A 14,718-nucleotide genomic window follows, 5' to 3' on the forward strand; every position below is an offset into this window, starting at 1 on the left:
GGTCCGCCGTGGGTGCCGGGAAAGACGGAGACCAATGGAGGATGGCCAATGGAGGATGGGATGAGTGGATTTACCTTCCGCACCACGCCGCGCGTCGAATGCGCGGTGGGCGGGCTGGCGGATGTCGGGCGGCTGTTCGGGGAACTGGGCTGCCAGACGGTGCTGATCGTGACCGACCGGGGCATCGTGGAGCGGGGCTTTGCCGCCACGGCGGAGGAATCGCTCCGCGCGGCGGGGATCGGGGTCGCTGTCTTCGACGGCGTCGTGGCCGACCCGCCCGTCGCCGTGGTGGAAGAGGGCGTCCGCGCGGCGCGGGAGAGCGGGGCGGAGGGCGTGCTGGGCCTTGGCGGCGGATCCTCTCTGGATGCGGCCAAGGTGATCGCGCTGGCCGCCAATACCGACCAGCCGATCGAGGAGATGGTCGGCGTGGAGCGCACACGTGGCGCGCGGCTGAAGCTCATCCTTGCCCCAACCACCGCCGGGACCGGATCGGAAGTGACCAGCGTTTCCGTGCTGACCTCGGGCGACAACCTGAAAAGCGCGATCTTCTCTCCGGTGCTGCTGCCGGATATCGCGCTTCTGGATGCGGGCCTTACGGTAGGCATGCCCCGCCATGTCACCGCGGCGACGGCGCTTGATGCGATGGTCCACGCGGTGGAGGCCTATACCAGCCGCACCCGCAAGAACCCGCTGGCCGATGCGATGGCGGTGCAGGCGCTCTCCCTGCTGGGGGCCAACTACCGCAAAGTGCTGGCCGAGCCTGACAATGTCGATGCGCGGGAGAAGATGCTGCTTGGCTCGATGCTGGCGGGCATGGCCTTCATCAATGCCAGCGTAGGCGCGGTGCACGGCCTGTCCTATCCGCTGGGCGCGCGGTTCCACGTTCCGCACGGCCATGGCAATGCGCTGGTGATGGGGCCGGTGTTCCGCTTCAACCTGCCGGCGGCAGAGGCGCTCTATGCCGAACTCGCGCCCGTGCTGCTGCCGGGGCGGAGCTTCGGGACGCCACGCGCCGCCGCTACGGCGCTGATCGACGAGCTGGACGCCATGTTCACCGAAAGCGGGCTGGAAGGGCGGATCTCGAAGCTCGGCGTGACGGAGGCAGATCTGGACCCGATGGCGGAGGAAGTGGTGGTGAGCATCGGCCGCCTGATCGCCACCAACCCCCGCGACATGAGCCGGGCGGAAGTGCGCGACCTCTACGCGGCGATCTTCTGATTCATGCACGAAAGGGGAGCGTTGCCGCTCCCCCATGAATGGCAGTCATGACCGGGCTTCCGGGCAGAAGCTGCGGGAGGCGGCACCGCCTCCCGCAAGATCAGTCGGCCAGCCCGCGCAGGCGGCTCATCACATCGGTGAGTACCGGGCGGATCACTTCGGCGATGTCGCTATTGCCGAAGAGCCGGTCCTGCGCGGCTTGCAGGGCAGGCATGGCGCTGTCGATGGCCCCGTCGATCGCGGTCTTCGCGGTGTCGGGCAACGCGTTCACCACCGATGCGACAGAACCAAGGTTGTCGCGCACCCCTTGCAGTGTCGGGAGCGCAGCCTCAGCGCTGGCCCGGTCGGTCACCGTGTCAAGCGTACCGCGCAGCCGGTCGATGGACCCCGTAATCACATCCATCGGTCCGCCTGCCGGAGCCGGGGCCGGGGTTGGGGCCGGGGTCGGAGCAGGCGTCGGAGCGGGCGTCGGCGGGATCGGCGCCGGTGCGGGAGTTGCAGGGGCTGTCGGTGGCGTAGGCGCAGGAGCCGCTGCAGGCGGAGGAGCGGGCGGCGGAGGCGGAGGGGGCGGGGGCGGAGAACGGAAGGCTCCGAGCGCCCAGGCGGCCAGCAGGGCCAGCACCACGATGCCGAGCAACCACGGCCACCAGGAGGAGCGTTTCTCCGGCACCGGGGGCGTAGGCCTGGGTGGGGGTGGGGGTGTCCGGGGGGTCTCCATGGTGGCCTTGGCAGCGGTGGCCTTAGCCGTCACCGATTCCATGCCACTTGCCGCCGCAGCGGAAGCAGCTCCGCCCATTCCACCGAACAATCCGCCCACAGCACCCAGGCTCTGGGCCAGACCGCTCGGCAGCGCCTTGGCGATTTCATCCTTGCCAGCAACGAGTTGGTCGAGAATACCCGCCGGCGTGGCGCCCGGTGCCGCGGCGGCCTTGCCAAGCGAGCCGAGCAGCAAGCTGCCAACGGCGCCCATCAGCGGGCCGGACTGCCCTTCGGGCAGGCTCGCATAGCTGCCGATCTTGGATGCGAGTGTCTTGAGGGTTCCGTCCCCGAAAATAGAGGACAGCATTCCACCTGCCCCGCCTGCACTCGCTGTAAGCCGCGTCAGCGGATCACCTTCCTGACTGGCGAGTCCGGTGAGCGCGGAGACAAGCGCCTTGCTGCCCTGCGGATTGGTGGCCGCGCTGACGAGACCCGCCAGCAAGGCAGGAGCGGCCGCCGTGATCGCCGGTCGTGCCTTGGCAGGATCGACCCCGATCAGCCCGGCAATGCGGTCCACAGCAGGGCCGGACAACACCGTAGAAAGAAGCGTCTGAATAAGTGACATTGGACCTCCCTCTGGAAAGCCTTCCAAAAAGCTTTCACGGAGCCCGACCCGTGTCCCATCCTTGCGACGCGGAGCCCCGGACTTATAGAAGTATCGCAATGAGGCAGAAAACCATCCCCTATGGATTGGATGGCTTCATGTTTTGAACGCCTGCATTTCCCGGCCGCACCGGCGCAGGGGGGTTGCACGTTCACCCGAACGGGTGCAGGCGAGGGAGATCACCGGAGGTCCCCCTATGCCCCAAACCAGCCCCGAACCGCAGAAAACCAAAGCAAGGCGGACACGGATCAGGCTGAAGCAGGGCGCACGCCGGGGAGCGTTCAGACGGTCGCAGGCGCTTCTGGTGTCGCCGGCGCGCTGGCGGGCGCGGCTGGTCTTCTGGCTCGGGGCACTGGCGACGGGACTGGTCAGCGTGGCCTTCGCCCATGCAGCCGATACCGCGCAACATCTGTTCGGACGGGCGATCTCCGGCCCGCCGTGGCGGCTCTGGGCCACGCTTCTGCTGACGCCTGCGGGGTTCATCGCCTGCGCCCTGATCGCCTGGCGCTACTTCCCCGGCTCGCAGGGCAGTGGCATCCCCCAGACCATCGCAGCGCGGGAGCTGAAAGGGCAGGGACAGCTCATCTATCTCTCGATCCGCACGGCCGTGGGCAAGATCGTGCTGACCGTGGCCGGCCTGCTCTGCGGCGCCTCCATCGGGCGAGAGGGGCCGACGGTGCAGATCGGCGCGGCGATCATGCTGCTTTCCGCCCGGCTGGGCGGCATGATCCAGGCGCGCGGGCTGATCCTGGCCGGCTCGGCGGCGGGGATCGCGGCCGCCTTCAACACCCCCCTCGCCGGGATCGTCTTCGCCATCGAGGAAATGGGACGGAGCTACCACGCGCGCACCAACGGGATCGTGCTTTCCACCGTGGTGATCGCCGGATTGGCCTCGCTGGCCATCCAGGGGCACTACACCTATTTCGGAGCCTCGCAGGGCACACTGGCGCTGGCGGAGGGATTGCCGCTGATCCTTGCCACGGGGGTGGCGGGGGGCGTCCTCGGGGCCGGGTTCTCTGCCGGGGCGCTCTGGCTCACACGGCGGATCCGGCGCTGGAATCCCGGATCGCCCGCACGGCGGATCGTGGCGGTCGCGGGGATCGCGGGGCTGGTGGTGGCGGTGGCGGGGATCGCCACGAACGGAGCAGCCTTCGGCACGAGCTATGACCACGCCCGCGCGGCGATCGGGGGCGAGACGCTGGGGCCGGAGTTCTTTCTGGCAAAGTTCGTGGCCACGCTGGCCTCCACCGTCTCGGGAATTCCGGGCGGTCTCTTTGCCCCCTCCCTTTCCGTCGGCGCAGGGCTGGGCAGCGTGATCGGGGCCCTGATCGGCACGCCGGGCGGCATGGCCGCGGTTCTGGGGATGGCGGGCTATTTCGCCGGGGTCGTGCAGGCGCCGATGACCGCCTTCGTCATCGTGTTCGAGATGACCGGCAATCATGACGACATCCTGCCCGTCATGGCCGCAGCACTCATCGGCTATGGCGTGGCCCGGATCCTGACGCCCGAGCCGCTCTACCACGGCCTGGCCCGCCTCTGGCTCGCCGACGCCCTCCGCCTGATGCGTGCACGGGAGCAGAAACGAGACAACACGCCCACCCCATAATTACTAGCGATCAGCAGGCGGGACTCACCAGAAAGTATCTATATAATCTGGGTCATCATTATCTTCGTCCTGACATTCTGCGCCCTCACGCTTGGAGACAGAAAGTGCAAAATACACAAAAGTGACGATGATAATTGCGACAGCGCAGGAAATTTTTATCTCCGGGATCATATTTCTATACTTAAGGTAAAAATATTATTATATGCATATTAATGCATACGATGAAAATATATCAAAAATTAATTAAAATATTTACATATACGCTGCCTCTGAAAGTCCAGAATATTATTCGCTGTGAGCTAAACTAAACTATCGAATTTCGTCAACAGATTCGGCCTGCATTAGCAGCTCGATCAAGAATATCAAGAAAGCTCAAAGGACTCTATTTTTCGCCTGTGGTATGCTTTGGGGGTAATCATCCCCATGGTTAATGGGCTGCATAAGTAGAATTTTTTCATGAGCCGTGAGTTAAGGAGCTTCGAATGAGAAAAAGCCGTTTCACCGAGCCGCAGAACCTGGCTGCTTCGTCGGGCCGAGAGCGGCGTGGCCGTGCCTGAACTGTGTCGGGAGCATGGGATCAGCATGGCAAGCTTCTCCAAATGGCGCTCGAAGTATGGCGGCATGGACGCCTCGATGATGAGCCCGATGAAGGCGCTTGAAGACTTGAAGACGAGAATCGGCGGCTGAAGCGCATGTTCGCCGACCTGAGCATGCAGGCCAAGTTGCTCAAGGAAGCCCTTGGAAAAAAATGACATGGCCAGTTCAAAGCTGCGAGCTGGCCGAGAAGGCAGTGGCGACGACGGGGGTCAGCATCGCGCTGGCCTGCCGGACCTTTGGGTCGAGCCGAGACCTGCTTTCGCTACAGCCCGAAGCGCGATGCCTAGAACGAATTCATCGCCGACCTTCCGGGAGGGCTGATCAGGGCGCACCGGACCCGGGGCATGAATGGCTGGGCCTCTACATCTTTGGAAACCATCGACGAGGCGCAGGAGATCGCAACCGACTGGCTATGGACTTACAACAATGAGCGCCCCGACATGGGCATCGGCGGCATCACACCCGCCCAGAAACTAAGGATGGCTGCCTGAAGTCTACTTCTGCACACCGTTAAAAAGGGAAGGATTACCGAATATTATTGCGTCGAATGATTCAGATCAAATTCAATCTAAGCGTGCATAAATTTTATCAAATATTGGTAATATTACCAATAATACATCATGGCTGCTTATAAATATCTCTGGGTCCAATGTGATGGCAAAAATTTCACTTGATTGCGCGATGCCACCGCAACCCGTGGCGCTCGGACAGAACCGACGGGAACAAATACCCGCTTGTGCGGTGTACGGCCCGAACAAGCGGCTTGTCGCAACTTCCCGGCACTGGCGCAAACGGGAGCTATGGGCCGCAGGCTACAGCGTCTGTAGGATGATGGAGGGGCGATCGCGGCATCTTGTCTAAACGCATAAGTGAGCGCAAACTTAACAAACCTTTCAGTATGTCGACCAATTTCAGGAGCTTCCATCATCATGCAGAAGCAGTTGATGGCCGAAGGTCTCGGAACTTTCGTGCTGGTCTTTGGCGGCTGCGGCAGTGCCATCTTTTCTGCGGCGTTTCCCGGACTGGGGATCGGGTTTGCGGGAGTGGCTCTCGCTTTCGGACTGACCGTGCTGACCATGGTCTATGCTGTCGGCTGGATCTCGGGGGGGCATTTCAACCCTGCGGTATCTGTCGGGCTGGCGGTCGCGGGGCGGTTTTCATCCACCCACGTGGTGCCCTATGTCGTGGCGCAACTCGTGGGGGCCATCCTTGCCGCTGCCGCGCTCTATCTGATCGCGACGGGCAAACCGGGATTCGAGCTCGGCAGTTTCGCCGCAAACGGCTATGGCGACCATTCTCCCGGCGGATATCCTGTGATGTCGGCCTTTCTGACCGAAACAATCCTGACCGCCTTCTTCGTGATCGTCATTCTTGGGGCGACCCATCCGCGTGCGCCCGCCGGCTTTGCCGGAATCGCGATCGGACTGGCACTGACGCTGATCCACCTGATCGCCATTCCGGTGACCAACACATCGGTCAACCCGGCGCGCTCAACCAGTCAGGCACTGTTTGCTGGTGGATGGGCACTTGGCCAGCTGTGGCTCTTCTGGCTCGCTCCCCTGCTCGGCGCGGTGATCGGCGGCATGATCTGGCGGGTTCTCGCCCATGAAGGGCCCGTGACGACAGGCCTGCCCGCTGCCTGACGGCCAACAAGAAAACGGCTCTCCAAAGGAAACAGTCATGCTCGGCGCGTGCCCGATGCATGGCTGTTTTCGTTTCACCAAGTCAGATATTCACGCCGGATCACACCGCTCCACAAAGCCGTTCCGGCTATTGACTTCCTGACCAGGAAACAGAGTTATTCTCTTAATTCTAAAAAATAAAATGGGCCGCATTGCCTTTTTCATGCAATCAGCCAACATGGTAATGATGCCTCTCCTGGAGCCTGAAATGCAGCTTTCGCCCCCTCCCACCTCTTTGGAGCCTGTCGTCACTCTGGCCAAAGCGACTCCCCTAGTTTCCAGCAGTCATCTCCTGCCCGCCTTCGATGAGCTGGCCCGGGTCATCCGGGAGCGATCAGCCGGGCGGCAGATCATTTTTCTGCCCAATCCCGGCAATTTTGGGGACGGGCTGATCCGTTACGGCGCGAAGCGGTTTTTGTATGACTACCGTATCCCCCATACTGAAATTCATCTGGGCAAAGGATCGGCCCGCTATTTCCTCGCACCCTATCTTGCCCGCAGAAACCGGTATCTCTTCATCTACTCGGGTGGGTCCGCCTGGGGGCACAACTACCGTCACGCGGGGGATATCTGTGCGTTTATTTCATACTTCACGGACAATCTTGTCGTTTTGCCGTCTACTTTCTACCATTCGGCGCCAAAAGTGCGGGGAACTCTGTTCCGCCGGGATGAATTCGAGAGCGAGGAAGCCTGTCCGCGGTCGCTCTTCTGTCATGACATGGCGCTCTACCTGATGGCCAAGGGACTGAAGTACGACTTCGGCCCCCCGGAAATTGCCGTGGGCTACGCCTACCGGCGCGACAGAGAATCCTCCCACCGGTTTGAGAAGGCGGAAGACAACATCGACATCAGCGCTCTCGGCAATCACATGTCGAACGGTGACGATTTCCTGCGCGAGATCGCCCGTTATGAAACCATCGTGACCGACCGACTGCATATCGGCATCGGCGCAGCGATCCTGGGGCGCAGGGTGAAGCTCTACAGTGGCAACGACTACAAGATTCGCGCCATCTATCACACGAGCCTCACCCATATTCCAAACATCGAATTTTTGGACTGAGCGCAGTTCTTCCGCTCAAGAGGCGGGCAGTTCGAAAAATTTCCTGTACAGAAGTTTACCAATAGGTCACGTCATATCTTGTAAAAGTTTATCATGTTAAAGATTATCAGTGCGGACATCTTCACACCGCCGTAGTACGAGTACGAGGATCTCACCATGAACTACTCTTGCGTGATTGCGACCCGGAACCGGCTGGAAGCGTTGAAGCTCAGCATACCGGCGCTGCTTGGTCAGACCCGCACGCCTCAGGACATCATTGTCGTTGATTCAAGTGATGATGAAGCCGCTGTCCGCAATCTTATCGAAGGGTTCGCGGCCTTGGCCCCCTTGCCTGTGCGCTACATTCGCAGCGCGCCGGGTGCGGCGGCGCAGCGCAACCTCGGGCTGCGCCATGTCACGGGGGAAGTCGTGCTGTTTCCCGATGACGATTCCCTCCTCTATCCCGACGCGATGGATCACATCATGCGCGTCTATGAGCGGGATACCGAGGGGCTGATCGGAGGGGTCTGCGCGGCGGAAGCCCACGCTCCCCACGAAAGCGCCGGCATCGCGGGGGCTAATGATCGCCCCGGCTACCGTCGACGGCGGAGTGATGCGATGTCTCTCGCCCTTCTGCCCCTCCGGCGGCGGATGGAGGAGCGGCTGATCCCCGATCCGTTCCTGACCCTTGCCGCGCAAAAACGCGCGCGCCTGCGGCAACCGGACTGGCTGGACGAAGTTCAGGCGATCCATGTTCCCTACATGACCGGTTTCCGCATGTCCTTTCGGACAGAGGTGATCCGCGGTCTCCAGTTCGATGAAGGTCTGGGCCGCTATGCGCTGTTCGAGGATATCGACGCCTCCCTGCGCACGCTCGACAGTTTTTGCATCGTGGCCGCGACGCAAGCCTTCATCTATCACCACAAGGCCCCCGAACGGCGGGATGCAGGGCAGGCGATGGGTGTCATGCATATCCTCAACCGCGCTTATGTGCTGGCGAAGGACAGGTCCGACAACCCGCGGGAATGGGCCCGGATACAGTCAGAAGCGCGGCGTTTCGCGGGCTACAAGACCCTGCTCTACCGGCTACGGGCGAAATCCACCTTTGCTCGGGATCGCTTGCGCGGAGCGGAACTTGCCTCCGCCGACCAGCAGAAACTCTTCAACGCACCGCGACACGAACTGGCGGCGACTTATGCCCGCCTAAAGGAGCTTTGCCTGCGCAGCCCCATGCGGGAAAAAACGCGGGTTCAGGCTACTTCCACTTCTTGAGTTGCCTGTCACCGTTCTGGGTGACGGCAGAGATACTCATGATCATGGCAGCAGGAGCAGAAACCAGCCGCCATGATCCGGCCTGATATTCGCGCGCTTGACCCAAAACGCCAAGACTGGAAGGCTCCCGGCAGGATCTGTCCCCAGGAGGCGCATCGTGGCTGTTCCGAATTTTGTCCCGCCTCCGGTGCAAGGCATCTCCGGCCCCGGCCCCTATGCCATTCCGCATCCCTATGAGGCGGGGGACATCGGGGTGCTGGTCCTGCATCACGACGCACGGATCGAACTGTCGGAGGCGGAGTTCCGGCTGATTCCGCCCGCCTCCTCCACCGCGGGGGAGCTTCTGCTCGCGCCCGAGACGGCGGAACGGCTGGCGGGTGGCCTGCTGCTTCCCTTCCGGCAGAGCCAGCTTGCGCAGGGCTGGGGGCGGAGTGCGGGGCGGCACGGGCTGGAGGCGCAGCTCGACCTCATCGTGCGGGCCTTGCAGGACCAGACGCGGAGACTGGATGCGGCGCTCAGGCTCGACATGCCGGTGGCGCCGCTCCATCCGCAGCCGGGGCGCCCGCTGGTCGGAACGGAGACAGGCGGGCTGGACTGGGGTCGGACCACGGTGGAGACGGCGGAGACCGCCGCCGCGATGCTGGAGCAGGCGGGCCTGATCGCCACGCCCGCGCCCTGGCCCGGCAAGGCGGAGTTCCTCTCCGCCCCGATCAACCCCGCAACCCGCCTCGCCCGCGTCATGGGCGACGGGCTGGAACTGGTTTACCGGCGCGACCCGGCAGGCGCGACGCGCCATCGGGACGGCAGCCGCTGGCGGCTCCTCTCCGGCGCGCACTACCCGGATGTGGCCAGCCTGCGGGCGGCGCGGCATCCGTTCGATCCGGGCGACAGCCTGCGGGCGGGGAGCTTCGGCTATGTCACACTGGCCGCGGACCGGACAGCCGCCCCCGATCTGGTGACAGCGGGGGGAACGGCGCTGGCGGTGGAGCCGGACCGGGACGGCTACGTGGATCTCGACGCCTTCGGGGCGGCGGGCGACGGGCAGACGGACGACAGCGCCGCGCTCACCCGCGCCATCGCCCGCGGCAAGGTCCGCCTCGGGCCGCATACCTATGCCGTCAACGAAATCCAGCCTGTCACCGGCATGCGCATCGAAGGCCCGGGCGGAGAGCTTCAGGCGGGGCGCTACGGCCTCGTCTGCACGGTCGAGGGCGGCGCCATCTTCCGCGACCGGGATGAGGCGCCGATCTATTCGGTGGTGCTCGACGGCTTCTTCGCCGAGGCGCGCGCCCGGAATGTCCTCTTCTACGACAGCCCTTCGCAGAAGAAGTACTCAGGGGGCTTTCGCATACGGCGGCTGGAGATCTCGAACGAGTTCCAGCTCCTTTTCCGCTGCGTGCCGATCTACTGGCTGATAGATGACTGCCGCTTCGGATTCTTCGGCGGTCGGCAGGGGGGAGGGCAGGAATTCCGTGTCTTCGAGGCATGGTCGGACTCCACCGGCTGCCCGGTCAATCTCAACAAGGTGACGAATACCACCCATTACCACTGCACGGCGGGCAAGAGCTTCACCGCTGCCTATACGCTCCGCTGCGGGGCGAGCTGGACATTCGAGAACTGTTCGGCCGAACAGTTCGAGGGCGCCTACGTCGTCGATGCCCGCAGCTTCTCCACCCTCTTGTGGCGGGGCGGCTGGATAGAGCACATCAATACCGCGGCGGTCTTCCGCAGTTCCGTGGACCAGAAGGCGCCCTATGTGCTGAACGGCACACCGTTTTCCGTGGAAGGGACGAAGTTCTACATCGGCAACAAGACCTGCCTGACGCTGATCGACAATCGCAACGGGCTGGTGTCGCTCACAAATATCAACATCCTCGGCCATGATCCGGCATTCAAGGCTGTCTCCAACCCCTGGCAGGTGGCGCTGCTGCGCAATGTCTATTACGGCCAGACCCCCGCGTTCGGCATGGGGATCATCGAGCAGGGCCGGGTGGCCAGCGGGCGCTTCTCTCCCTGGCGAAACGGCATTCCGCCGGAGCGGCTTGCCGTGCTTTCCCGCGGGGGCCGCGCCACCGCCCAGACCTCCGCCCTGACAGGAGAAGGGACGAGCCTGTTGCACGTGCGGGGCGGAAGCGAAGCCTGTGCCGTCGCTCTGGAGGTGCCGCTCTCTCTGCTCGCCTCTGTCTGGAACGGGTATCTGACGATCGTGGGGGTCGGCAGCTGGCAGCAAGCCGGACGAGAGGGGCGGCGGGTCAGTGCGGTGTACTGGGCCAATGCCGATCTCTCAGGACCACCGACCAGCATCGCCGCGCCCGAACAGGCCCTGGTCAGAACCGATACCGGTCTGGGAGTGACGCGCGTTACCAGCTTCGTGCCCGCCAACCCCGCGTCATTCCATATCGGCCTGATCCTGGAGACAGCAGAGGATGCCGATTTCCTTCTGGAGGGGCTGCATCTCCTTCCCGGAGAGGTGGTCTGCAACCAGCCCTTCTTTGCTTGAGGGACTGCAACCGGCAGGGAAGTGGTGTTCATGTCAGGCGGGTGCTCTTATAGACCAGAGCGCCGCTTCCCGCTGCCCGGACCTTTCTGATGACCGCTTCCCCCGCTCCGCCAATTCTTCTTACCTCCGCGATTCACGTTTCCGCGCCGCTGACGGCGCTGACGGACACGGCCCTCCGCCTTGACGCCCATCTCGCCAGCCTGAGCGCCTGGAGCCGGACGCGCGGAGTCCGTGAAATCGTGATCTGTGACGGGTCGGGCTTCGATCTAGACCCCCATATCGATCCGATCCGCAAGGAGAACCCGAATGTCGTGATCGAGGTCCTGTCCTTTCAGAATGATCGCGCCACGGTCGCCCGCCGCGGCAAGGGATATGGCGAGGGGGAGATCGTGGCCCATGCCCTGAAGGAAAGCCGCCTGTTGCGCGATCGTCCCGCCTTCGGCAAATGCACGGGCAAGCTGTGGCTCGAGAACTTCGGCGCTTGCCTCAAAGGCTGGAATGGCCGGGCGGGCTTCAACCTCTGGGGCCGTTCCCGGATCGACAGCATCGACACGCGCTTCTACCTGGTGGCACGCTCCTTTTTTGAGAACCACCTTCAGGACCGGTATCGCAATGTCGATGATCCCGCGGGGTATTACCTTGAACACAGCTACCGCGATGGGCTGAGCGGGCTTTCCCCGCGGAGCTATGTGATGTGGCCCGCTCCGCGGCTGCAGGGACTGTCGGGCTCCTCCGGTCGCGGATTGCCGCGCCAGGGGCTGGGGCGGGTCAAGAACGATCTGCGAAATCTCGCCTACCGGGCGGGAGTTCTGCCGCTGTGAGAAGGAAGATGCGGGGCGGGATTGCCTATCCATCCGCCGGATTTTATTGCCGTCCCATTGCGGGAACGACGGCTTTCCGATCCCCCCGCTGCCCCGCCGGAGAGTCAATGGACCTGCACCGCTTCCCCCTGCCGCTGCTTCTTTTCCCTGTCCGGCCTTCTCCTGCCCGGCCTTCTCCTGTCCGAAGGAATGCCGGAACTGCCTTGCCACCAGGCGCCTCCGGGCTTTCCGGTTGCCTGTCGGCAAGGGGCGGGGCTGTGCAGCCCGCAGTGCGGCCCCCCGTGGCGGGCACCAAGGCCGGCCGGATGTCCGGGAGCGGCCATTCGGCATGACAGAAGCACGCTTCAACCTTCGAAAGAACGTCCTTCATCAGGCGTTTTCCTTTGCTGTCAGTCTTGCCCTGACGTTTCTCACCTATCGCATCCTGATCGGCCGCAGCGGCATCGAGGCGGTTGGGACATGGTCCCTGCTTCTTGCGTGGACCTCGCTTATCCGGCTGGGGGACCTGGGCCTTTCCACGGCGACCCTGCGGTTCGTTGCTCGGCATGATCTCGATCACGAGCAGGAGGTGATCCGGGATACGATCGAAACCGGAATTCTTTCCAACAGCGCGATCTTCGGACTTCTGAACCTGCTCGGCTGGGGGGTCCTCGCCTGGACATTGCCCTATCTCGTATCCGCGGACCATCTGGCAGAGGGCGAGGCACTGCTTCCCTGGCTGTTCCTCCTGTCTTTCCTGAGCAATCTTTCCTGGATCGTGCTCGGCAGCCTTCAGGGGCTTCATGCCGGCTATGTGGCCGCGCGCCTGTCCGTTGCGGGAAACATCCTGCAGCTTGTGCTGGCCATCGTGCTCATTCCGCATTTCAGCCTTCAGGGACTCGCGTGGGCGCAGATCGCGATGCATGTCACCCTGTCGGTCGCAGGCTGGCTCATGCTGCACCGCTGGGTTCCCTCCGCCGGGTGGCTCCCCTGTCACTTCAACTATGAACGCTTCCGGGAGATGCTGGGCTACAGCCTGCGCGCGCAGGTGGCGAGCACCTTGTCCAATTTCTTCGAACCCGCGACGAAATTGCTCGTCAGCCTGTTCGGCGACGCCGCCCTGCAGGGCCTCTACGAGCTGGCCTACAAGACGGTCATGCTACCGCGATCCGTGGTGCTGGCCAGCATTCAGGCCTCCATGCCCGCCTTCAGCTATCAGACCAAGGCTGACCCGGAAGCGAGCCGTGGGCTCTATCGCAGAATCCTGCGCCGTACCGCACAGGTGACCGCGGCGGTTGGCGCGGCGATCTGCCTTGGAGCCCCGGTTGCCTCCTGGCTCTGGCTTGGCCACGTGGACCTGCGCTACTGGGCTTTCACGGTGATCCTGACGCTGGGGATTCTGACTGCGCTGGTCAACGCGCCGGGCGCCTCGATCGGCTTCGTCACAGGCCATCTGCGCCATAACATATGGATCGCGGTTGCCACGCTCGCCTTCACCTTCGCTTTGGGCTTCCTGATGGGCCGGATCTTCGGGCCTTACGGCACGGTCACCGCTATTTCGGTCGGAACCGGGCTTGGAAGCATGATCCTCCGGCGGCTGAACGAACGTCTCCTGTATCAGGAGAACCGAGTGTGACACGCCTGCCTCCCTTTCCGTTCCGCTTTCCTGCCTGTAGGTAAACCTCCATGAGACTTGCCATCCTTTGCGCCAGCTTCAATCGTGTCGCCGTGACGCTCCAAGGCCTCGAAAGCCTGCGGGAGGCGCTGGGATCTGTGCCCGACCTGGACTGGCGGATCTATCTGCTGGACGATGCCTCCCCGGACGGCACAGCCGAAGCCGTCAGGAGCCGATTGCCTGAAGTATGCGTCATCGAGGGAACCGGAAACCTCTTCTGGAACCAGGGCATGCGCCGGGCGCATGCGGCGGCCCGGAGGGATGGCCCCTGGGATGCCTATCTGCTCTATAATGACGATTCCGTGCTGCTCCCTGAGGCGGTCGCCGATTTCTTCTCCCGATATGCCGCCTACAACAGAGAGGCTCCGACAGCCTGCGTGGGCTGTTTTCTTGACCCCGAAAGCCAAAAGCCGACCTACAGCGGATATGCCCGGAAATCCCGCCACTTCCCGTTGACCGTCGCGCCGGTCTTTCCCGAAGGGCAGGACATCGCCTGCGACACGTTCAACGGTAACTTCGTTCTGGTCCCCGCCACCCCTTTCGAGGCGCTCGGGGGGCTAAGTCCGAGCTACAACCACACCTATGGCGATATCGACCTGGGCTATGGTCTTGGGCGAAAAGGCGTCCGCCGCATCGTGATTGCGCAGCCTGTCGGCTATGCCAGCCGAAACCCGCCTGCGGATCTTTCCACCCTTTCCAAGCGCTGGAAAAAGCATTTCGGCGGCCCGGACAGCTGGCGCCAGCATGCGGCATTCTATCGCCGGAATGCGAACTCTCCGCTCTGGCCCGCAGTCATGACGCTTGGCTTGGCGGCGCGGGTAAAACGGGCACTGATGGGCTGACGCTCCCTCAGCAGGGTGTGGAGACCGGAAACTTGTTCAGTCCCACTGGACAGACAGTCCTCACCATGCCGTTCGGCCCATGGGCGCCAGTCTGCGACGTGGTCGGGAGAGACATGGTCGGGAG

General features: G+C 63.2%; 10 protein-coding genes and 2 pseudogenes. 11 read left to right on the forward strand and 1 reads right to left on the reverse strand.

Features of this window, described 5'->3' with window-relative positions; genetic code table 11:
- The first annotated feature begins 60 nt into the window (after window positions 1-60).
- Window positions 61-1,218, forward strand: a complete 1,158-nt coding sequence (locus CG51_RS14360; RefSeq protein WP_035746184.1) for an iron-containing alcohol dehydrogenase — start codon at window positions 61-63, stop codon at window positions 1,216-1,218.
- 100 nt (window positions 1,219-1,318) lie between these two features.
- Here the strand turns inward: CG51_RS14360 and CG51_RS20970 are convergent, their stop codons facing one another.
- Entirely contained in the window at window positions 1,319-2,542 is a 1,224-nt protein-coding gene (locus tag CG51_RS20970; RefSeq protein WP_035746146.1) for a DUF937 domain-containing protein, read from the reverse strand.
- 343 nt (window positions 2,543-2,885) lie between these two features.
- Between CG51_RS20970 and CG51_RS14370 the strand changes: the two genes are divergently transcribed.
- From CG51_RS14370 to CG51_RS14415, 10 genes and pseudogenes are all read left to right on the forward strand, one after another.
- Window positions 2,886-4,187, forward strand: a complete 1,302-nt coding sequence (locus tag CG51_RS14370; protein WP_233141174.1) for a chloride channel protein — start codon at window positions 2,886-2,888, stop codon at window positions 4,185-4,187.
- 482 nt (window positions 4,188-4,669) lie between these two features.
- Window positions 4,670-5,068, forward strand: a pseudogene (locus CG51_RS19630) (transposase); the annotation flags it as partial.
- Window positions 5,069-5,127: 59 nt separating this feature from the next.
- A pseudogene (locus tag CG51_RS21155) lies at window positions 5,128-5,275 on the forward strand (integrase core domain-containing protein); the annotation flags it as partial.
- Window positions 5,276-5,713: 438 nt separating this feature from the next.
- Entirely contained in the window at window positions 5,714-6,427 is a 714-nt protein-coding gene (aqpZ, locus tag CG51_RS14380) for an aquaporin Z (RefSeq protein WP_051930635.1), read from the forward strand.
- Window positions 6,428-6,608: 181 nt separating this feature from the next.
- On the forward strand, window positions 6,609-7,526 hold the full coding sequence (locus CG51_RS14385; RefSeq protein WP_035746149.1) for a polysaccharide pyruvyl transferase family protein: 918 nt from the start codon (window positions 6,609-6,611) through the stop codon (window positions 7,524-7,526).
- A 156-nt stretch (window positions 7,527-7,682) separates the two neighbouring features.
- Window positions 7,683-8,777, forward strand: a complete 1,095-nt coding sequence (locus CG51_RS14390; RefSeq protein WP_035746150.1) for a glycosyltransferase family 2 protein — start codon at window positions 7,683-7,685, stop codon at window positions 8,775-8,777.
- A gap of 157 nt (window positions 8,778-8,934) precedes the next feature.
- Entirely contained in the window at window positions 8,935-11,277 is a 2,343-nt protein-coding gene (locus CG51_RS14400; RefSeq protein WP_051930637.1) for a hypothetical protein, read from the forward strand.
- An 89-nt stretch (window positions 11,278-11,366) separates the two neighbouring features.
- Window positions 11,367-12,098 (forward strand): hypothetical protein, encoded by a 732-nt coding sequence (locus CG51_RS14405; protein ID WP_035746154.1) that lies wholly within the window; start codon window positions 11,367-11,369, stop codon window positions 12,096-12,098.
- Window positions 12,099-12,426: 328 nt separating this feature from the next.
- On the forward strand, window positions 12,427-13,713 hold the full coding sequence (locus tag CG51_RS14410; RefSeq protein WP_035746156.1) for a lipopolysaccharide biosynthesis protein: 1,287 nt from the start codon (window positions 12,427-12,429) through the stop codon (window positions 13,711-13,713).
- 50 nt (window positions 13,714-13,763) lie between these two features.
- Entirely contained in the window at window positions 13,764-14,594 is an 831-nt protein-coding gene (locus tag CG51_RS14415) for a glycosyltransferase family 2 protein (protein ID WP_051930639.1), read from the forward strand.
- The last annotated feature ends 124 nt before the right edge of the window (window positions 14,595-14,718 follow it).

Origin of the sequence: Haematobacter missouriensis, assembly GCF_000740775.1 — a bacterium.
Lineage (GTDB): Bacteria > Pseudomonadota > Alphaproteobacteria > Rhodobacterales > Rhodobacteraceae > Haematobacter > Haematobacter missouriensis.